General features: G+C 69.8%; 15 protein-coding genes and 2 pseudogenes. 12 read left to right on the plus strand and 5 right to left on the minus strand.

Annotated features, from left to right (window positions below; all coding sequences use genetic code 11):
* Positions 1-173: 173 nt before the first annotated feature.
* Positions 174-1,112, plus strand: coding sequence for a tRNA (adenosine(37)-N6)-dimethylallyltransferase MiaA (gene miaA, locus ABZ826_RS22260; RefSeq protein ID WP_361450841.1), 939 nt, complete (start codon positions 174-176; stop codon positions 1,110-1,112).
* A gap of 195 nt (positions 1,113-1,307) precedes the next feature.
* Here the strand turns inward: miaA and ABZ826_RS22265 are convergent, their stop codons facing one another.
* Positions 1,308-1,865, minus strand: a complete 558-nt coding sequence (locus ABZ826_RS22265) for an IS630 family transposase (protein WP_361450844.1) — start codon at positions 1,863-1,865, stop codon at positions 1,308-1,310.
* A pseudogene (locus ABZ826_RS22270) lies at positions 1,841-2,374 on the minus strand (winged helix-turn-helix domain-containing protein); the annotation flags it as partial. The gene ABZ826_RS22265 and the pseudogene ABZ826_RS22270, both read right to left, overlap by 25 nt.
* A 205-nt stretch (positions 2,375-2,579) precedes the next feature.
* Here ABZ826_RS22270 and ABZ826_RS22275 point away from each other — a divergent pair.
* From ABZ826_RS22275 to ABZ826_RS22295, 5 genes are all read left to right on the plus strand, one after another.
* Positions 2,580-3,536 (plus strand): DUF6192 family protein, encoded by a 957-nt coding sequence (locus tag ABZ826_RS22275; protein ID WP_361450913.1) that lies wholly within the window; start codon positions 2,580-2,582, stop codon positions 3,534-3,536.
* A gap of 2 nt (positions 3,537-3,538) precedes the next feature.
* Positions 3,539-3,958, plus strand: coding sequence for a RacP protein (locus ABZ826_RS22280; protein WP_361450847.1), 420 nt, complete (start codon positions 3,539-3,541; stop codon positions 3,956-3,958).
* Between the two features lie 34 nt (positions 3,959-3,992).
* Positions 3,993-4,871: an IS5 family transposase gene (locus tag ABZ826_RS22285; protein ID WP_361450850.1), complete on the plus strand. Its 879-nt coding sequence runs from the start codon at positions 3,993-3,995 to the stop codon at positions 4,869-4,871.
* A 352-nt stretch (positions 4,872-5,223) separates the two neighbouring features.
* The gene (locus ABZ826_RS22290) at positions 5,224-5,976 is read left to right on the plus strand and encodes an IPT/TIG domain-containing protein (protein ID WP_361450853.1); all 753 of its coding nucleotides are present in this window, start codon (positions 5,224-5,226) and stop codon (positions 5,974-5,976) included.
* Positions 5,977-6,294: 318 nt separating this feature from the next.
* Positions 6,295-7,986 carry an IPT/TIG domain-containing protein gene (locus ABZ826_RS22295; RefSeq protein ID WP_361450856.1) on the plus strand — a complete coding sequence of 564 codons (1,692 nt, stop codon included), beginning with the start codon at positions 6,295-6,297 and terminating at the stop codon, positions 7,984-7,986.
* A gap of 294 nt (positions 7,987-8,280) precedes the next feature.
* Here the strand turns inward: ABZ826_RS22295 and ABZ826_RS22300 are convergent, their stop codons facing one another.
* Complete coding sequence (locus ABZ826_RS22300) at positions 8,281-8,889, minus strand: hypothetical protein (RefSeq protein WP_361450859.1); 609 nt, start codon at positions 8,887-8,889, stop codon at positions 8,281-8,283.
* Positions 8,890-9,099: 210 nt separating this feature from the next.
* On the opposite strand from ABZ826_RS22300, the gene ABZ826_RS22305 reads away from it, so the two are divergent.
* The 5 genes from ABZ826_RS22305 (at position 9,100) to hflX (ending at position 16,089) form a co-directional block, all read left to right on the plus strand.
* Positions 9,100-9,540: a hypothetical protein gene (locus ABZ826_RS22305; protein WP_361450916.1), complete on the plus strand. Its 441-nt coding sequence runs from the start codon at positions 9,100-9,102 to the stop codon at positions 9,538-9,540.
* A gap of 119 nt (positions 9,541-9,659) precedes the next feature.
* On the plus strand, positions 9,660-10,553 hold the full coding sequence (gene dapF, locus ABZ826_RS22310; RefSeq protein ID WP_361450862.1) for a diaminopimelate epimerase: 894 nt from the start codon (positions 9,660-9,662) through the stop codon (positions 10,551-10,553).
* A gap of 140 nt (positions 10,554-10,693) precedes the next feature.
* Entirely contained in the window at positions 10,694-12,847 is a 2,154-nt protein-coding gene (locus ABZ826_RS22315) for an HD domain-containing protein (protein WP_361450865.1), read from the plus strand.
* Positions 12,848-12,970: 123 nt separating this feature from the next.
* A complete protein-coding gene (locus ABZ826_RS22320) occupies positions 12,971-14,425 on the plus strand; it encodes a M1 family metallopeptidase (protein WP_361450868.1) in 1,455 nt (484 codons plus the stop codon).
* 143 nt (positions 14,426-14,568) lie between these two features.
* Entirely contained in the window at positions 14,569-16,089 is a 1,521-nt protein-coding gene (gene hflX, locus ABZ826_RS22325; protein ID WP_361450871.1) for a GTPase HflX, read from the plus strand.
* Between the two features lie 88 nt (positions 16,090-16,177).
* On the opposite strand, the pseudogene ABZ826_RS22330 reads toward hflX, so the two are convergent.
* Both ABZ826_RS22330 and ABZ826_RS22335 read right to left on the minus strand, forming a co-directional pair.
* A pseudogene (locus ABZ826_RS22330) lies at positions 16,178-17,217 on the minus strand (hypothetical protein).
* Between the two features lie 261 nt (positions 17,218-17,478).
* Positions 17,479-18,636 (minus strand): hypothetical protein, encoded by a 1,158-nt coding sequence (locus tag ABZ826_RS22335; RefSeq protein ID WP_361450874.1) that lies wholly within the window; start codon positions 18,634-18,636, stop codon positions 17,479-17,481.
* 392 nt (positions 18,637-19,028) lie between these two features.
* Here ABZ826_RS22335 and ABZ826_RS22340 point away from each other — a divergent pair, with 392 nt between their 5' ends.
* Positions 19,029-20,408, plus strand: a complete 1,380-nt coding sequence (locus ABZ826_RS22340; protein ID WP_361450877.1) for a diaminobutyrate--2-oxoglutarate transaminase family protein — start codon at positions 19,029-19,031, stop codon at positions 20,406-20,408.
* Positions 20,409-20,410: the final 2 nt, after the last annotated feature.

Genomic DNA, 20,410 nt, shown 5'->3' on the forward strand with positions numbered 1-20,410 from the left:
ACGCGGCCGGTCTCGCCTCTCCGCCTCGCCCGGACCCCGCCTCGCCCGGACCCCGCCGCGGCCGGGTTCGCGCGGACGGGAGTCGCCCTCTTTTCCTCATTTCCTACTCCTTTATCGATTTCTTATGCTTGATCCCGTGAGATTCAGGTCCGGAGGTTTGCGAGACTGGGGAGGTGAGAAGTTCAGCTCCCGCGCCGCGGGTCATCACCGTCGTCGGTCCCACTGCAGCCGGAAAGTCCGATCTGGGGGTATTCCTCGCCCAGCGGCTCGACGGCGAAGTGGTCAACGCCGACTCCATGCAGCTCTACCGGGGCATGGACATCGGCACCGCGAAGCTGACGCCCGCCGAACGTGGAAACGTTCCGCACCGGCTGCTGGACATCTGGGATGTCACCGAGACCGCCAGCGTCGCCGAGTACCAGCGGCTGGCCCGTGCCGAGATCGACAGGCTGCTCGCCGCGGACCGCACCCCCATCCTGGTCGGCGGCTCCGGCCTCTATGTGAAGGGTGCCATCGACGCCCTGGAGTTTCCCGGTACCGACCCGGACGTACGGGCCAGGCTGGAGGAGGAGCTGCTCGAACGCGGCTCCGGGGCGCTGCACGCCCGCCTCGCCGCCGCCGATCCCGAAGCGGGCCGGGCCATCCTGCCGAGCAACGGCCGCCGAATCGTCAGGGCCCTCGAAGTCATCGAGATCACCGGCAAGCCCTTCACCGCCAACCTCCCCGGTAACGATGCGGTGTACGACACCCTCCAGATCGGCGTCGACGTGGCCCGCCCCGAACTCGACGAACGCATCGCCCTGAGGGTCGACCGGATGTGGGCGGCCGGCCTCGTGGACGAGGTGCGCGCCCTGGAGGGGCACGGGCTGCGCGAAGGACGCACCGCGTCCAGGGCGCTCGGCTACCAGCAGGTGCTGGCCGCGCTGGCCGGGGAGTGCACCGAGGACGAGGCGCGCGCCGAGACCGTCCGCGCCACCAAACGATTCGCGCGCCGACAGGACTCATGGTTCCGTCGCGACCCGCGGGTCCACTGGCTGAGCGGCGCGGCGGAGCACCGCGGGGAACTCCCGCACCAGGCGCTGGCGTTGGTCGAACGGGCGGTTACAGCCTGATGGCGTGACGAGAAACGATGGCGTAGCGGGGGACTCTCCTTGGGCTGAATCGAAGCAGGTCAGGGAGAGTTGCTTGGTTGCGGGGCTTCATCGGACTTCGACAATCAGGGACGACCCTTTCGGGTGCTGGTGCTTACCTCTTGCTGGCTTTGCTGATGGGTAGTTACTGAGGTTGAACTCGTGATGTCGCTGGGTTCAGGTGGGTCGGATGGTCAGGCCGGTCTCGGCGAGGCAACCGTCTATGAGGTCGCTGCGGTACTGGACGTGCCGTAGACCGCGTCGGATGCGCTGGACGAGGTGTTCGGAGGTGGTGAAGGCGACGTTGGAGAGCCAGCCGCGCCGCAGCAGTGACCAGATCCCTTCGACGGGGTTGAGGTCGGGTGCGTAGGGCGGCAGGTAGTAGACGGTCAGCCAGTCCCGGGCTTCGGCGAACTCCCGCAGGCCGGCGGCCTTGTGGACGTTGAGGTTGTCCCAGACGAGCACGATCGGGCCGCCGAGCTGCTGGTGGGCGGCGATCAGCAGATCGCGGTAGTCGCGCCAGGAGAAACTCTTGCGGCCGTCGCGCCGGCCGTCTTCCCGGCGCGGCCGGTAGATCAGCCGGGACCGGTGGCCGGGTTTGTAGCAGGTCAGCGCCGCGATCGATATCCGTCTGCGGGAACGGCCCCGCACCCGCACCACCGGGGTCCGGCCACGCCGGGACCAGGTCTTCGCCTGCGGCGGCGTCGTGGAGAATCCGGCTTCGTCCTCGAACACGAGCCAGGCTCCACGGGCCGCCGCGAGCCTTCCGCGCAGGGCCACACCTCCTTGACCCACCCGGCCACCGCGTCGTCGTCCCGCTCCATCGCGCGCCGGGCCGGGACCTGGCACGACCAGCCGTTGCGCACCAGCAGTTCGCGCACGCCCTGGACGGTGTGGGTCAGGTGGAAGCGCCGGCCGGTCACCGTCTTCACACGGCTCAGAGTCCAGCGCTGGTCTTCCCAGCCGTGCGCGGCCGGGCCCTTGGCCAGATCCGCCTCCAGCTGCGCGAACTGCTTCTCGCTCAGCCTCGGCAGCGACGCCGCCCCCTGTGACCGCAGAGCCAGCGGACCGCCCTCGTCCCACATCTGCCGCCACCGCTGCACCGAGCGGACGCTGACCCGCAGGTCCTTGGCGATCACCGAGCTCGCCTCACCCTGGGCGAACCTCTCGGCCGCCCTGAGCCGTAACTCCTCACGGAACTGCTGCCGTTCGGCGGTCAGCCCGCCCCCTTGTGGATACCGCATGCCCCGGTGATACCGCACAGCCGACGACCCGTCAGCCCCTACGACTCCACGAGTTCAAGCTCAGTAGCGGTCTGACTCTCGGTGATGAGCAGGTCGTGTCCACGTCACGGGCCTCGGTTCCGTGCCCCGGCCCGCATGGGTGGCGAACGCCATGCCGGAGGAGATCGACAAGGTCGGAGCTGTCAGCCAGTAGCGCTACGAACAGATCGTGGCCGAGCTGCGGCAAGTGGTCGAACAGCAGACGCAAGGGCAGTTCACGATCGGGGACCGCGCCCTGGAAATCGAACCGATGCGTGTACCCGACGACGGACGGGAAGCCTTGCCGAGACAGGATCTGTTCACGGTCCGTCAGGCACTGGCCCGGCTCGCGGAGGACATCGGCCTGCGTCGCAGCGCGGTGGAGAACGCGCGGTGGACGGCATCGCGCTGGCCGAAGGAACATCGCCAGAGCGGGGTCTCGTTCACGGTTCACCGGGTCCTGGGCGGCATTCCTGATGAGGAAGAGCGGTTCGCTGCGATCAAACAGCCACCCGAGGGCAAGTCCCGGTGGACGGTTGACGACGCCAACCGGCGGGTCGGGCGCCAGGTGGAGAACCCCGCCTCTCCGCAGGAGAAGATCACCGCGATTCACTCGCTGGCCCGCGACGAGGAGGTCGCCGCAGTGGTGACCAGCGACTTCCTGCGGCGGCCAGCGGTTGCCGCCCAGGTCAAGGCGGAGGACAAAGTCCGGGTGGTGAAGGAATTCACCCGGGACGAGAACGTGGCCGTCACGGCGGTCACCGGTCTGCTGCGGCGTCCCGACGTCGCATTCAAGGCGATGAGCGACGACACTGCCCGCCACCAGGTCAATCACGCCCAAGTCGAGCGAAGTCGGCAAGCCCGCGACCAGTTCGAGGACACCAGCCCGGTCGCCCCGGCGGTCCGCCACATCGACCGCACAGTGGAGTTCCTGGACCTGGTCACCGCCTGCCACTCGTTCGTCGCCGCGGCCGGACGTGCGGTCCCGGGCCTGCGCGACCGTACGCTCGGTGAGGACGAGCGCACGATCGTGCACGAGAACGTCGCGAAGGTACGGGCGACGCTCGACTGGATCGAGACCGCGGTCGACACGGGCAAGGTCGACATGGACGGCGAGCTGGCCCGTCTACTGAAGGGCGAATAGTCATGCCCGGCGCCTCACGGCGTCGGGGCGACGCCGCCAAGCGGCATGCGGACACCCTGCGGTTCGTGCTGTTCGAGGCCCGGCCCGCCGGGTTGTTGTTCCACCAGCTGACCCGCGCTTCCGGACTGTCTGACAGCCGGGTCAGGGCCGGTCTGGCCTGCCTGCGCGACATCATCGCGGAGAACGGCTGGCCGCCTCGGATCTGGACCAGGGCCGACGGCTACCGGCTCGGCGCCGAACCGGTAGCCCTCCAGGCATACGAACGGTCCGTGCTCCCCGGGAAGCTCACCGAGTTCCGCCGGTTCCTCACCGGCACCGTCGCCCTGCACGCCGCCGCCCACCCGGGCGACAAGTGGGTCAAGCACATCATCGCCCAGCTCAACTCCATCGAATCCACCCTCGACCTCGTCGTCTCGTCCTGACCGCTCACCAATGCACGGAGGGAAGGCCACCGCCATGCGCCAGCGCCGCTATCCCTCCGACATGACCGGCGCCGAATGGGCCCTGATCGAACCGCTGTTGCCCGAGCCGGCCTGCGAGACCCGAGCCGGGGGTCGGCCGGAGAAACACCCCCGCCGCGAGATCGTCGATGCAATCCGATATGTCGTGGACACCGGCTGCAAATGGCGGGCTTTACCTGCGGATTTCCCGCCTTGGAGGACCGTTTGGGGCTTCATGGCCCGCTGGGCCGCCTGCGGGGTGATCGGACAGATCCGCGACCACCTCTCAGGCCGGATCCGCCGCGAGATGGGCAAAGGCCCCCGGGCGGTCGCGACCGATATCGACTCCCAGAGCGTCAAGGCCGCCGAAACCGTCGGCAAGGACTCACGCGGCTACGACGCGGGCAAAAAAATCAATGGCCGCAAACGTCACCTGGTGGTCGACACCCGCGGCCTGCCCCTGCTGGTCCTGGTCACCCCAGCCTCGCTCACCGACCGCGACGCAGCCAAGGAACTCCTCTTCCGCCTTCGCCTGATGCACCCCGAAATCACCATCGTCTGGGCGGACTCCGCCTACGCCGGGAAACTCGTGACCTGGGCAAAGAAGTATCTCAACCTCACGATCAAGACCGTCAGCCGTCCCAAGGACGCCTCCGGGTTCATCGTGCTGCCCCGCCGCTGGGTCGTCGAACGCACCTGGGCCTGGATGATGCACGCCCGTCGGCACGCACGGGACCACGAACGGCTCGTCCAGCACTCTGAAACTCTGATCACCTGGGCCGCCATCATCCTCATGACCCGCCGCATCACCCGAAGGCAGTCCCGCCGCCCCAACCAGCCGGCCCCTCTGGGGGAGCGGGGGAAGGTTGGCAGCGGACGTGCCGATGTGGGGTAGCGCGTTGGAGCGTACAGCGCACGAGGCAGCGCAAGCGAAGGACGGGGTTGCGTATCGTGCTTCTGGCGGGCCGGGTTTCACGCTCGGCCATATGAGGGATTGAGCGTCCCACCGTCTTGTCTGACGGATGCGGGGTTGGGTTACTGGTGTTGTCCAACCGGTATGGGCCGCCCATCCTCCCCGGAGCGAACGGTCCATGAAGTCCTGGGTTGGGGACCGTATCGCGGTGTGTGCCCCACTGCACTGCGGCGGCTTCGGTGGCGTGGTGAGTGTGCCGGTCGATGCCTCGCCGGGCGTCGCACGGTACGTGGGACCAGCCGGTTCAGCTTCCTGCGTCAGGAGATGAACCGTTATGCCTCTTTCGCCGACTCAAGGATCGACCGGCGGTGGTACGACCGTGACCATCACGGGAACGAACCTCGCCGACGCCTCGGCCGTGCACTTCGGCACCACGCTTGCGACGATCACCGGCAACACGCCCACCTCGGTCGTCGTCACCTCTCCCTCGGGCACCGGAACGGTACCGGTCACCGTGACCACCCCTGGCGGCACCAGCAACCCACTGTCGTTCTTCTATGTGGCCGCACCCTTCAAGTCCAGCCTGAGCCCTGCCTCAGGCCCCCTCGCCAGCGGCAATACCGTCACCATCAACGGCACCGGCCTGTCGACCGCCACCGCGGTCGACTTCGGCGCTGTCGCAGCCCTACCGACCGTGGTCGACGACAGCCAGCTGACCGTCACCGCGCCCGCGGGCACCACTGCCGGCCCGGTCGGCGTCACCGTCACCACCGCAGGCGGCGCCAACAACGGTCTGACCTACACCTACCTCGGCACCCCCACCGTCAGCACCCTCGCGCCCGACTCCGGGCCCGCTTCCGGCGGCACCGCCGTGACCATCACCGGCACCAACCTCACCACCACCCAGTCAGTCACCTTCGGCAGCACCCTCGCAGCCTTCTCCGTGATCAACGACTCCACAGTGTCCGTCGTCACCCCGCGCACCCCCGACGGCGACCCCGGCCCATCGAACGTCACCGTCACCACCAGCGGCGGGGTCGCCTTCCTGCCCAACGGTTTCGCCTACCTCGCCGCTCCTGGCATCTGACCGGGATCTCCCGCAGCACCCCCGGAGCGGGCCCGGCCCCGGGCGAGATCGACCGGGGCGGGATCGACCCGGGGGTGACGCGGCAGGACCTCACGCTCCTGCGCTGAGCGGGGTGAGACGGATTGTCCCGGTCCGCGGCGAATGATCGGGCACGCGGGCCAGGGCTACTTGCCCGGGCCGATGCGGCCGGCCGACGGCGACCACCGACCGGGCCCCGCACAGCGGGCACTCCATCTCACCGGCACCACCCTGCACGGCCGCCAAACGCTTGTACAGCGGCCCGCCCCCTCACTCCCGCTTCACGACAAGGAATACGCCATGTCTGTCCTGACCCCCGCCCGCTCCATTCCGCAGACCGCGACGCGCACCTCGCTGGCCACGTACGCCACCATTACGTACCCCGATGCCGTGATTCCTGTCGGCAGCAATCCCCTGGGGGTGGCGCTGAATCCCGGCGGGTCTGGCGCCTACGTGGCCAACGCGGCGTCGAACACGGTCAGCGTGATCGACACCGCCACCAACACCGTCACCGCCACCATCCCCACAGGCGCGGGGCCCACACTCCTGGCGATCTCGCCCGACGGGGCCCGCGTCTATGTGACCCTGTCCGGCGCCGCGCAGCTCGGGGTGATCGACACCGTGACGAACACCGTCACGGCGAACATCGCCGTGGGAGGCTCTCCTATCGGTGTGGCGGTCACCCCGAACGGCGCCCGCGTCTACGTGGCGAACCAGAGCGACAACACGGTCAGCGTGATCGACACCGCCACCAGCACCGTCACCGCCACCGTCCCCGTGGGCAACAGGCCGCTCGGCGTGTCGGTCACCCCTGACGGCACCCGCGCCTATGTGGGCAACACCCAGTCCAACACGGTCAGCGTGATCGACACGGCCACCAACACCGTCACCGCCACCATCGCCGTGGGCAGCGGTCCCGAGATCGTGGCGTTCACCCCCGACGGGTCACTCGCCTACGCGAGCAACGGCAACGGCAACACGGTCAGCGTGATCGACACCGCCACCAACACCGTCACCGCCACCATTGCGGTGGGCACCCAGCCACGCGACGTGGCCAGCAGCCCCGACGGGAGCCATGTCTATGTGGCGAACTACGGCTCCAACACCGTCGGCGTGATCAACACGGCCACCAACACGGTCGCTGGAAACCTGCGCGTAGGGGAAGGCCCGACCGGCATCGCCGTCCCCCCTGATGACTCCCGCCTCTATGTGACCAACACGGACGCGGGCACGGTCAGCGTCATCCCCCTGAACCTGATCCCCAACGAGGGCAGCACCGCAGGCGGTATCACCGTGACCGTCAACGGCCACAACCTCGCAGGCGCCAGCGCCGTGAACTTCGGTACCGCCAGTGCCACCATCCTCAGCAACACCGCGACCTCGATCACCGCCGTCCTCCCCGGCGGGGCCGGGACGGTCCCCGTGACGGTCACCACCCCCGGCGGCACCGGGCTCCTGGGGTACTTCTTCTACTTCCCGGCCCCCCAGGTCAACGACATCAGCCCCACCCAAGGCCCCGCCGAAGGCGGTAATACCGCCGTCATCACCGGCTTCAACCTGGCCGGCGCGATCTCCGTCGCCTTCGGCCCCACCCGCGCCACCATCCAGTCCGCCACCGACACTCAGCTCACCGTCACCGTTGGCGGTACCCAGAACCCGGGCACCGTCCCGGTCACCGTGACCACCCCCGGCGGAACCGCCGACGACCTCTCCTACACCTACCTCCCCATGCCGGCCATCACCAACGTCACCCCCAACACCGCATCCACCAGCGGCGGTACGTCCGTCACTCTCACCGGCTCAGGCTTCGCGACCACGCAACTCGTCACCTTCGAGAACGTCCCCGCCGACTTCACCGTCCTCTCCGACAACGAGATCACCGCCATCGCCCCACCGCAGTCCCCAGGCCAGAACATCACCATCTCGGTCACCACCGCCGGCGGCAGCGGTTCCTGGAACCTCTTCACTTACCAGAGCGGCCCGGCCATCTGACGACCAGCCGTGGTCGTCATCCGCGTTCCGCTGCACCACGCGACCAGGCCAGCCGAGCCCGGCGGAGCCGCCCTCCCTCCTTCGGCGGCGTCAGTTGGATTGACGCTGACGTGGTGTCCGAGGACGCCGGGCGGGCCGGGGAGAGGAACTGCCGGGGCTGTGGTGAACGGCTGAGGATGGATGCCCGGCCCAGGGCGGAGTCCCGCTCGTCGGCGTGTCGTGCCAGGCGGTGGCGGAAGGAACGTGGGCTGCGATACATGCTCAGGAGCACGCGGATCTGCTGCGTGTGGCTCGTCAAGTGACGGAGTGGGTGATCGTGTCGGTGTACTGTCCGGCGGCCGCGGTGGTGGGCACGCTGATGACCAGGGTGGGGTTCCAGCTACAGCTCTCGGTGGCGGTTGATCCCGAGTGGGAGAACGCCGTGCGGGCCGCGTTGAGTGTGATGACTCGTTCGGCAGCGGTCTTCTGTCCAGGGTGGCACGCTTCGTTGCCCGTGTCGGCAGTGGCGGGTCCGGACCAGTAGGCGATGTTGCTGGTGGCAATGGTGCCGCCTGTGGTGGTCAGGGCGGTCGCGGTTACGGTGACGTCCCACTGGGGGACTTCGCTTCCTGTGACCGTGATGGTGCCCAGTTGTGCACTGTGGGTACTGCCGGCCGAGGCGCTGCCCAGGTTGGCGGTCGCCGGCACGGTGATGGTCAGGCTTGGTTGTGCCAGGGCGCGCGTGGAAGGCGCCTTCGCCTGGCGGGAAGAGGTGGTGCTCCCTTGCGGTGTCTTCGCGGTGGTGTGCGGGCAGCTCGACGGCCTTCGGCACTCGCAGGGCTTGAAGAAGCTGCCCATACCCCGCGCAAGCTTGTTCGACATGATCGAGATGTTTCCTTCTTCGGGCTGGTCGCGACCGGTCAATCGGGCGCTGACCTGGGGCTATTGCTGACCTCTCGCTGACTCGCTGACCAGCAGCAGGCGTCTGACCTGCATAAACCCTAAAGCGGGGGCTATAACAGCCTGATCACGTGATGGCATCGGGAAGCCCTGCCCGTCATTTCGGCGGCCGGGACCGTGCCATCATCGAGCATCGATCGACCAGTGAAGTCCGAGTTGGGAGGGCGCGTGGCGATGGAGGCCGGCCCTCGCGACACAGAACAAGACGCACCGGACACGCCGCACGAGGCGGTACATCTGAGCCCCGACGGGCCCGACGAGCCCGAGGCGACCCCCGAGGTCGAGGTCGAGTTGCGGCCCGCGCGACGGCTGCGCATCTGGCAGCTCGCGCCGATCGTCATGCTCGCCGCCGTGGGGTCGCTGATGTTCGCGTTCCCGCTGGCCTTCGAGTTCGGCGACGGCGGACCGGTCGTCGCCATGCTGGGCCTGCTGATCAGCTGCTGCGCCGCCGGCTGGGGGATGATGGCCGCCCGCCGCGTGGGCCACACCTGGCCCGGACTGCCGCAGCGGGGCTCGGGCGAGCGGTCCGACTGGCGCGTGATCGCCCTGTACGTCGTGGTGTGCGCCGCGCTGGTCTCCCTGGCCGTCTGGCGCGTGGCACGGCTGCGCCACTGACGGACGGAGCGCCCCGCCGAGCTGCCGTCCGGCCGCCGCGACGCTCCGTCCCCCACCACCGTGCGCCGGCGCGCGCCCCGCTTTCGGCGGCTGCCGATCACTCCTCGTACAGTTGCTCTGTGAGCACCTCCCAGATCGCCTTCCTCAAGGGCCACGGCACCGAGAACGACTTCGTGATCGTTCCCGACCCGGACAACGCCGTCGACCTGCCCGCCTCCGTCGTCGCGCGGCTGTGCGACCGCCGGGCCGGCATCGGCGGTGACGGACTGCTGCATGTCGTACGGTCCGCCGCGCACCCGGAGGCGCGGGCCATGGCGGGCGAGGCCGAGTGGTTCATGGACTATCGCAACGCCGACGGTTCGATCGCCGAGATGTGCGGCAACGGCGTACGTGTCTTCGCCCGCTGTCTGCAGCGCGCCGGGTACGTCGAGGAGGGCGATCTCGCCGTCGCGACCCGCGGCGGCGTGAAGAAGGTGCACATCGCCAAGGGCGGCGACGTCACGGTCTCCATGGGCCGCGCCACCCTCCCCGAGGACGGCGTCACGGTCAGCCTGGACGGCCGGAGCTGGGACGCCCGCAATGTGAACATGGGCAATCCGCACGCGGTCGCCTTCGTGGACGACCTGGCGCACGCCGGTGATCTGCTCTCCGTACCGCCGTACAGCCCCGCGGCCGTCTACCCCGACGGTGTCAACATCGAATTCGTCGTGGACCGCGGACCGCGCCATGTCGCGATGCGGGTCTATGAGCGCGGCTCGGGCGAGACCCGCTCCTGCGGGACGGGCGCCTGCGCCGTGGCCGTCGCCGCCGCCCGCAGGGACGGCGCCGACCCCGCGGAGACCGGCACCCCGGTCACGTACACGGTAGATGTGCCCGGCGGCACCCTCGTGATCACCGAGCGGCCGGACGGCGAGATCGAGATGACCGGAGCCGCCGAGATCGTCGCCGAAGGCTCGATCGACCGGGCCTGGCTCGAAACGCTGATCCCGCATGATCCAAACGAGAGGCCCTAGACCTTCGCTCGAATGGGTGATCCGTTTCACGCTGAGCGAGAGGCGGACTCCGCCACGTGGTGGGCTCGGTAGCATCAAGCACCGGCCCGGAGGCGCGACCGCACCTCCCCACCGCCGGTCGACGCTGCCGGAGGTGCCCCATGAGCGCAGAGGCCACCAACCCAGATGTTCCCATCCGCAGGCGGGGCCGTCCCCGGATCGATCTCCGCAGGCTCGGCCGCGTCGCGCTGCTCGGCCCCGCCTCCCGTGACCGGCTGCCCGACGCGATCGGTCATGTCGCCGAGGCCCACCGGGCCCACCATCCCGACGCCGACCTCTCCATCCTGCACAGGGCCTACGTGCTCGCGGAGTCCTCGCACCGAGGACAGATGCGCAAGAGCGGCGAGCCGTACATCACGCACCCGCTCGCCGTCACGCTGATCCTGGCCGAGCTCGGCGCCGAGACCACGACGCTCACTGCCTCCTTGCTCCACGACACGGTCGAGGACACCGACGTGACCCTCGATCAGGTGCGGGCGCAGTTCGGCAAAGAGGTCTGCTACCTCGTCGACGGCGTCACCAAACTTGAGAAGGTCGACTATGGAGCGGCGGCCGAACCCGAGACCTTCCGCAAGATGCTGGTCGCCACCGGGGACGACGTCCGGGTGATGTCGATCAAGCTCGCCGACCGGCTGCACAACATGCGCACCCTCGGCGTGATGCGCCCCGAGAAACAGGTCAGGATCGCCAAGGTCACCCGTGACGTGCTGATCCCGCTGGCGGAACGGCTCGGCGTACAGGCTCTCAAGACCGAGCTGGAGGACCTCGTCTTCGCGATCCTCCGCCCCGAGGAGTACGAACACACCCGCGCACTGATCGCCGCCGCGTCGGCGCGGCGGGACGTCTCCGCCGCCGCGGCCGTCCGGGATCCGCTCGCGGCCGTCGCCGAGAGCGTGGCGACGCTGCTGCGGGAGGCGGACATCCCCGCCGAAGTCCTCATCAGGCCACGCCACTTCGTCTCCGTGCACCGGGTCAGGATCAAACGCGGCGAACTGCGCGGCACCGACTTCGGCCGCCTGCTGGTGCTTGTCGGTGACGACGCCGACTGCTACGCCGTGCTCGGCGAACTGCACACCTGCTTCACCCCGGTCATCTCCGAGTTCAAGGACTTCATCGCAGCGCCCAAGTTCAACCTGTACCAGTCACTGCACACCGCGGTCGTGGGCCCCGACGGGGCGGTCGCCGAAGTCCTCATCCGTACGCACCGGATGCACAAGGTCGCCGAGGCGGGTGTCATCGCCCTCGGTAATCCGTACGCCGCGGACAGCGGCTCCGGAACCCAGGCCGTCGAGCCCGCGGACGGGGAGCGCGCCGACCCGACCCGGCCCGGCTGGCTCTCCAGGCTCCTTCAGTGGCAGCAGTCCGCCCCGGACCCCGACACCTTCTGGACCACGCTCCGCGCCGACCTCGCCCAGGACCGCGAGATCACGGTCTTCTGCACGGACGGCGGCCGGCTCGGGCTGCCCGCCGGAGCCAGCTGCGTCGACGCCGCCTACGCGCAGTACGGCGACGAGGCGCACAGCTGCATCGGCGCCCGGGTCAACGGCCGGCTCGCCACCCTCGGCACCGTGCTGAGCGACGGCGACACCGTGCAGCCGCTGCTCGCCGAGGACTCCGCCTCCGGCCCGTCGCCCGACTGGCTCGACCACGCCCGCACCCCCGCCGCCCGCATCGCCATCACCGGCTGGCTGGACGCCCACCCCGGGGACCCCCAGGGCCCGCACGGCAGCAGTCCCGCGGAGCCCAGGTCCGAGCCGCACCCCCAGGAATCCGGCGGCCCCGGGGGTGACAGGGCCGAGCCGCGTGCCGCGAGCGCCGTGGTGGACCGGCCGGACGCCGACGTACGACTCGCGGGCTGCTGCACGCCCGTGCCCCCCGACGCCGTCACCGGATTCGTCGTCCGCGGTGGCGCAGTCACCGTGCACCGGCTGGAGTGTCCCGAGGTGTCCCGGATGCGGTCCGTCGGCCGGGTGCCGGTCGGGGTGAGCTGGGGAGACACGGCCGGCTGCCGTGTCACCCTGGTCGCCGAGTCCTTCGGACGGGCCCGGCTGCTCGCCGATCTCACCGAGGCCATCGCGACGGCGGACGCGGCGATCATCTCCGCCACCGTCGAACCACCCAGTGAACAGCGCGTCCGGCACACCTACACCCTGCAGCTCGCCGACGCCGCCGCACTGCCGGCGCTGATGCGCGCGATGCGTGACGTACCCGGGGTGTACGACGTGAGCCGCGCCCAGCAACCCGCCGCCGTGTGACGCCCGCCGCCGTCCGACCCCGCCGCACGGCCATCTGCCTGGTGCTGTGGCCGGACGATCTCGTTCGAGTGGCGCGGCGCGCGCCGCGCCTGCTCGGGCGGGAGTCGCTGGTAGCGGTAGTTCATGCCGTTCATCTCCCGCCGTCTGCGGGCCGCTCTGCTGGCCACCGCATCGGCCACCCTCGTTGCCGCCGCCCTCCCCTCACCCGTGCCGCTCGGTATCGGCGATCCGCTCTTCCCGCACCTCGGCAACCCCGGGTACGACGTCCTCTCGTACGACATCGGGCTGACCTACCGCGGCAGCAACAGCAAGCCGCTGGACGCCGTCACCACGATCGACGCGCGGACCACCGAGCCGCTGGACCGGATCAACCTCGACTTCACCCACGGCAAGGTCCGCGAGGTCGAGGTCAACGGTCTGCGGGCCGACTTCGCGACGGCCGACGAGGATCTGGTCATCCGGCCCCCCGGCCGGCTCCCGGCCGGAGTCCCGCTGCGCATCACCGTCCGGCACACCAGTGACCCGAGCGGGGAGAAGGACAGCGGCGGCTGGGTGCGCACCGCCGACGGTCTGGCCATGGCCAATCAGGCGGACGCCGCGCACCGGGTCTTCCCCGGCAACGACCACCCCGCCGACAAGGCGTACTTCACCTTCCGGATCACCGCGCCCAAGGATTTCACCGTGGTGGCCAACGGCCTGCCCACCGGCACGGCCCGGCACGGTGCCGAGACCACCTGGTCCTACCGGACCGAGCACCCCATGGCCACCGAACTGGCCCAGGTCAGCATCGGCCGCTCCACCGTCCTGCGGCGCACCGGGCCGCACGGTCTGCCGGTCCGCGACGTGGTGCCGAGCACCGACCGCAGGCACCTGGAGCACTGGCTCGGCAAGACGCCCGCCCAGCTGGACTGGATGGAGCGGCAGGTCGGCCGCTACCCCTTCGAGACGTACGGACTGCTGGTCGCGGACACCGACACCGGCTTCGAGCTGGAGACCCAGACGCTCTCGCTCTTCGAACGGTCCCTGTTCACCCGGACCGCCTACCCCGAGTGGTACGTCGACTCGATCATGGTGCACGAACTGGCCCACCAGTGGTTCGGCGACAGCGTCTCGCCGCGTACCTGGTCCGACCTGTGGCTCAACGAGGGACATGCCACCTGGTACGAGGCCCGCTACGCCGAGGAGCACGCCGGCAAGAAGCTGGAGAGCCGCATGCGTGAGGCCTACGCCCGGTCCGACGGCTGGCGCGCCGCGGGCGGCCCGCCGGCCCGCCCCGGCACTCCGGCGCCCGGACAGAAGCTCAGCCTGTTCCGGCCGGTGGTCTACGACGGCAGCGCGCTGGTCCTCTACGCGCTGCGCCAGGAGATCGGCGAGAACGCCTTCGACCTGCTGGAGCGGAGCTGGGTGAGCAAGCACCGGGACTCCAACGCCGCCACCGCGGACTTCGTCCGGCTGGCCTCGCAGACCGCAGGGCGCGACCTCACCCCGTTCTTCGACGGCTGGCTGTACGGCAAGAAGACTCCGCCGATGCCGGGGCACCCGGACTGGCACAGCGCCGAACCCGCCGGACAGCGGTAAACCCGGGTGACGGGCCCGGCGGACCATGCCACTATCGACGAGTCGCCGCGGCGGCCGGACCGGTGATTCCCGACGGTGGGAATCATCGGGAGAGGTCACGCGTTGTGACTGACGTAACGGACTTTCATCGACGTAAGGATCCAATGACCTCCTCTTCTTCCCTTCCCCAGGACGCGCAGGACGCGCAGAGCGCTACGGAGAATGTCACCGAGAGCCTCACCGAGAGCCTTCGGGCCGACGCCCTGATGGAAGAGGACGTCGCCTGGAGCCACGAGATCGACGGAGAGCGGGACGGCGAGCAGTTCGACCGCTCCGAGCGTGCCGCGCTACGGCGAGTGGCGGGCCTCTCCACAGAGCTTGAGGACGTCACCGAGGTCGAGTACCGACAGCTGCGCCTGGAGCGTGTGGTGCTGGTCGGCGTCTGGACCTCGGGAACCGTGCAGGACGCGGAGAATTCCCTCGCGGAGCTGGCCGCACTCGCGGAGACGGCGGGCGCCCAGGTGTTCGACGCCGTCTTCCAGCGCCGCGACAAGCCCGACCCGGCCACCTACATCGGCTCGGGCAAGGCGCTGGAGCTGCGCGACATCGTCCTCGAATCCGGGGCCGACACCGTCGTCTGCGACGGTGAGCTGAGCCCCGGCCAGCTGATCCATCTGGAAGACGTCGTCAAGGTCAAGGTGGTCGACCGGACCGCTCTGATCCTCGACATCTTCGCCCAGCACGCCAAGTCCCGAGAGGGCAAGGCGCAGGTCTCGCTGGCACAGATGCAGTACATGCTGCCGCGGCTGCGCGGCTGGGGCCAGTCGCTCTCCCGTCAGATGGGCGGCGGCGGTTCCAGCGGCGGTGGTGGCATGGCCACCCGTGGCCCCGGTGAGACCAAGATCGAGACGGACCGGCGTCGGATCCGCGAGAAGATGGCGAAGATGCGCCGGGAGATCGCGGAGATGAAGACCGGCCGCGAGATCAAGCGCCAGGAGCGCAAGCGCAACAGGGTGCCGTCGGTCGCCATCGCCGGCTACACCAACGCGGGCAAGTCCTCGCTGCTCAACCGCCTGACCGGGGCCGGTGTTCTGGTGGAGAACGCGCTGTTCGCCACGCTGGACCCGACCGTGCGCCGGGCCGAGACCCCGAGCGGCCGGATCTACACCCTGGCCGACACCGTCGGGTTCGTACGGCATCTGCCGCACCACCTCGTCGAGGCGTTCCGCTCCACCATGGAGGAGGTCGGTGAATCCGACCTGATCCTGCATGTGGTGGACGGCTCCCACCCGGTGCCGGAGGAACAGCTCGCGGCGGTCCGCGAGGTGATCCGCGAAGTGGGTGCGGTGGACGTACCCGAGGTCGTGGTCATCAACAAGGCGGACGCGGCCGATCCGCTGGTGCTGCAGCGGCTGCTGCGCATCGAGAAGCACGCGATCGCGGTCTCGGCGCGTACGGGTGCCGGTATCGACGAGCTGCTGGCGCTCATCGACAGCGAACTGCCCCGGCCGTCGGTCGAGATCGAGGCGCTCGTGCCGTACACCCGGGGCGGGCTCGTTTCCCGGGTGCATGCCGAGGGCGAGGTGATCTCCGAGGAGCACACGGCGGAGGGCACCCTGCTCAAGGCGCGGGTCCACGAGGAACTGGCAGCCGACCTCTCCGCGTACGTGCCCGTGGCGCACTGACCACGACACGGCACGGCTCGGTACGGACCGAAGGCCCGCTCCCTCGTTCGGGAGCGGCCCTTCGGGCGTCCTTCGTGTGAGGTGGCCGTCAGCGGCCGCCGAACTTCTCGCTCATCATGGTGAAGACGTCCTGCGCGCCCCTGCCCAGGTGCGGACCGGCGAGCCAGCCCGATTGATGGAGAGCCGGCCGGGGCGGTCGACGCACTTGTGCATGATCAGGCCGTCGTACGGCGGGGCGGCGGGGTAGCCCCAGGCGCCCATGGCACTGATCCGCGAGGCCTCGGGAGCGTCGAACTCGACCGGCAGGGCGTTGCCCACGGTCTCCTCCAGGGACTTGGTGCCCCGCTCCGGCTTCACATGCAGCACCGCGTAGTCATAGGGGGCGCCCTCACCCCCGGTGGGACCACCGTCGGTGAGCCATTCACCGGACGTCGTGGCCCAGTCGGCCCAGTACGCGCCGTACGGGGCGATCTCCTGCGGCTGCGCATTCTTCAGCGCGGCGGCGGACTGCCCCTTGTCGTTGTACGCGGGCACGAAGACGATGTTGCGGTACCAGCCGCCCTTCGCACCGGCGTGCACACAGTGCCCGGCGGTCCACACCAGATGGGACCTGCCCGGGTTCCTCGGGTCCTTGACGACGGTGCCCGAGCAGACCATGGAGCCCTCGGGGGAGTCGAAGAACACCTTCCCGACCGGGGCGGCGTAGTCGTGGTAGGGAGTCCTCTCGCGCTCGGCCTTGACCGGGGCGGGTTCCGGATCGGTGACGCCCTGGTCGCCGGAGAGGTCGCCGGCCGCCATGGTCTTCGCGGGATCCTTGGCCGACTTCATCCGGTCGGGCCTCCACAACCCGTCGATGACCGGGTTGACGAAGTCCTTGGCCTCACGCAGCCACTTGTCCTTGTCCCACTTCTTCCACTCGCCGTTCTTCCACTTCTCCGGATCGACGCCGTGCTTCTTCAGCGTCTCCGCCAGGCTGCCGGACAGCGAACCGCCGGAATCCTGGCCACCGGCGGAGTCGGCGGCGGGCTTGTCGGCCGCCGTGCCCTCGCTCGGACCACAGGCCGTGGCCGTCAGCGCGAGCGCGGCGACGAGGCCGGTGGCGGCGAGGAGCGGACGTATGGATCGCATGGAAAGGGATCCCCCTGAAATCTCCGAAAATGCCATGAACTTGTCATGCGAAACGGCGGCCGGACCAATGGCCGCCGCGAATGCAGGCCCACCCCATGACGGCGTGACCATGGTCCTCGCCACGGAGGAACGGGCCGCACGGGCCGCGGGTGGCCCGTGGCCACCGCCCGACGGCAAGGGCTCCCGGCGGGCGATTGCCGCGCCGGGAGCCCCTGCTGATCCGTCATCCGTCGGCCGGAAGCTCCGGCTGACGGACCGTCGTCACTGCTTCGCGTACTTCTTGCTGACCGACTCGTAGACGCCCTGGGCTTCCTTGCCGAAGCGCGGCCCCGCGAGCCAGCCGGCCGTCACCGGGCCGATGGAGGTGTTCGAGACCAGCGCGGGCTTGCCGTCCTGGCCCGCCGCGACCCAGCCGCCGCCGGAGGCACCGCCCGTCATGGTGCAGCCGATGCGGTACATGGTCGGGTCCTGCGCGGTCAGCGAGAGCCGGCCCGGCTTGTCCTCGCACTGGAATGCCTTCTGGCCGTCGTACGGCGGAGCGGCCGGGAAGCCGGTGGCCGTCATGCTGCCGATCTTCGGCACGGCCGGTGCGTTGAACTCGACGGGCAGCGCGGAGCCCACCGTCTCCTCCAGCGACTTGCCCGTGGAGCCCTTCTCCGGCGTGACATGCAGCACCGCGAAGTCGTACGGGGCGCCCTGGCCGCCCACCGAGGCGCCCTGGGAGATCCACTGGTCGGACGTCTGCGCCCACTGGCCCCACCACACGCCGTACGGGGCGATCTCCTGCTTGGTGGCCGTCTTCAGCTCCGCCGGCGACAGACCCTCGTTGTTGTACGACGGAACGAAGGCGATGTTGCGGTACCAGCCGCCCTTCTTGCCCGCGTGCACGCAGTGCCCCGCCGTCCACACCAGGTTGGACTTGCCGGGGTGGGCCGGGTCCTTCACCACCGTCGCGGAGCAGACCATGGAGCCCTCGGGGCTGTCGAAGAGCAGCTTCCCGGACTCCGCGGCGTTGGCGTGGTACGGCGTTCGGACACCGGCGGCCCGGACGGGCGCGGGGGTCGGGTCCGTCACGCCCACATCACCCGAGATGTCGTTGTCGACCGGCTTCTCCGGCGACTTGTCGGCATCCCGCATCCGGTCCGGGTCCCAGAGGCCCTCGATGATCGGGTTGACGAAGTCCTTCGCCTCGCGCAGCCACTTGTCCCTGTCCCAGTTCTTCCACTCGCCGTTCTTCCACTGGTCGAGATCGATCCCGTGTTCCTTGAGCCGGTTCTTCAGATCGTTCGGAATGGTGATCTTGCCGTCCGAGGCCTGGCCTGCGGGACTGCTCGGCTTGTCACTCGCGTCGTCCTCGCCGGGCCCGCAGGCGGTGGCGGTGAGCGCGAGGACCGCGGTGACCGCGGCCGTGGCGAACACCGAGGAGCGCCTACGACGTGTGCCCCCCTGGCGTGCAGCGAGAGCCGGTCGAATGAGTCGCATGTGGTGATCCCCCTGGGACTTCGTAACTCAACACTTCTGTACTGCACTTCGGTACCGCTGCGAGCCGTTTGTTTCGAACATCCTGCGGACTGCCGGAAATTCGCCCGAACCCTCCGTGCGGCCCCCACTATGCCGGTGCCGATGGGGACGGCATGCGGCAGGGCCACGGTTCCGCCTCCGCAAGGACCTTCGGATTCGGCCGTGATCCCCGGCGTCCGGCGTCGTTGGTATGTACGAGGGACTCGCGGACAGCGTTCATCCCCGCAGTCCGTCCGTGCGCCGACGTACCGACGTGCAACGCAACTGTTACAGCGGGAGGACCAACAGCCGTGGCCGTGACCGAACCAGCTCCGGTGGCAGCACCGGCGGTGCACGAGGGGATCCTGCGCCGCCAGTCATTGCGTGAATCCGCTGCCCGTACCTACGCGCGTTCGCTGCCGATCGTGCCGGTACGGGCCCGCGGGATGACCATCGAGGGCGCGGACGGGCGGCGGTACCTCGACTGTCTCTCGGGAGCCGGCACCCTGGCGCTCGGGCACAACCACCCGGTGGTCCTGGAGGCGATCAAGAAGGTGATCGACTCGGGCGCACCGCTCCATGTGCTCGACCTCGCCACCCCGGTCAAGGACGCCTTCACGACCGAGCTGTTCGCCACCCTGCCGAGGCGGTTCGCCGACGACGCCCGGATCCAGTTCTGCGGGCCGGCCGGCACGGACGCCGTCGAGGCGGCGTTCAAGCTGGTCCGTGCCGCGACCGGCCGCAGCGGGCTTCTTGCCTTCACCGGCGCCTACCACGGAATGACGGCCGGAGCCCTGGCCGCCTCGGGAGGCGCCGAGGACGTACGCGTGACACGGCTTCCCTTCCCCCGGGACTATCGCTGCCCCTTCGGCGTCGGCGGCGGACGCGGCGCGGAGATCGCCGCCCGCTGGACGGAGAACCTCCTGGACGACCCGAAGGGCGGCACGCCCCCACCGGCTGGCATGATCCTCGAACCGGTGCAGGGGGAGGGCGGCGTGAACCCCGCCCCCGACGGCTGGATGCGCCGGATGCGTCAGATCACCGAGACCCGTTCCGTCCCCCTCATCGCCGACGAGGTCCAGACGGGCGTGGGCCGCACCGGTGCCTTCTGGGCGGTGGAACACAGCGGGATCGTGCCTGATGTGATGGTGCTCTCCAAGGCCATCGGCGGTTCCCTCCCGCTCGCGGTGATCGTCTACCGCTCCGAACTCGACACCTGGCAGCCGGGCGCGCACGCCGGTACCTTCCGGGGCAACCAACTCGCCATGGCGGCGGGCACGGCCACCCTCTCCTTCGTACGGGAGAACCACCTCGCCGAGCGTGCCGCGACGCTCGGCGCCCGGATGCTCGCGCGCCTCCAGGCACTGGCCACGGGCCACCCGTCCATTGGAGACGTCCGTGGGCGGGGCCTGATGATCGGGGTGGAGCTCGTCGACCCCGAGGCACCCGTGCGGGGCGACGGCCCCGAGCCGCCCCCCGCCCCGGCCCTCGCCGCCGCCGTCCAGCAGGAATGCCTGCGCCGCGGGCTCATCGTCGAACTCGGCGGACGTCAGTCCACCGTCGTACGCCTCCTCCCGCCCCTCACTCTCACCGACGAACAGGCGACAGCGGTCGTGGACCGCCTCGCCGACGCCCTGGCAGCCGCCGAGCGCCTGCCGCACCGCCGGACCACGACCGGGGCGATTCGCTGACC

The organism is Streptomyces sp. NPDC047515, assembly GCF_040643055.1.
GTDB lineage: Bacteria > Actinomycetota > Actinomycetes > Streptomycetales > Streptomycetaceae > Streptomyces.

Bases quoted from the DNA above. Each gene is read 5' to 3' on its own strand.
- ABZ826_RS22280 (WP_361450847.1), top strand. From the start codon at position 3,539: ATGCCCGGCGCCTCACGGCGTCGGGGCGACGCCGCCAAGCGGCATGCG.
- ABZ826_RS22285 (WP_361450850.1), top strand. From the start codon at position 3,993: ATGCGCCAGCGCCGCTATCCCTCCGACATGACCGGCGCCGAATGGGCC.
- ABZ826_RS22290 (WP_361450853.1), top strand. From the start codon at position 5,224: ATGCCTCTTTCGCCGACTCAAGGATCGACCGGCGGTGGTACGACCGTG.
- ABZ826_RS22295 (WP_361450856.1), top strand. From the start codon at position 6,295: ATGTCTGTCCTGACCCCCGCCCGCTCCATTCCGCAGACCGCGACGCGC.
- ABZ826_RS22305 (WP_361450916.1), top strand. From the start codon at position 9,100: ATGGAGGCCGGCCCTCGCGACACAGAACAAGACGCACCGGACACGCCG.
- ABZ826_RS22315 (WP_361450865.1), top strand. From the start codon at position 10,694: ATGAGCGCAGAGGCCACCAACCCAGATGTTCCCATCCGCAGGCGGGGC.
- ABZ826_RS22320 (WP_361450868.1), top strand. From the start codon at position 12,971: ATGCCGTTCATCTCCCGCCGTCTGCGGGCCGCTCTGCTGGCCACCGCA.
- hflX (WP_361450871.1), top strand. From the start codon at position 14,569: ATGACCTCCTCTTCTTCCCTTCCCCAGGACGCGCAGGACGCGCAGAGC.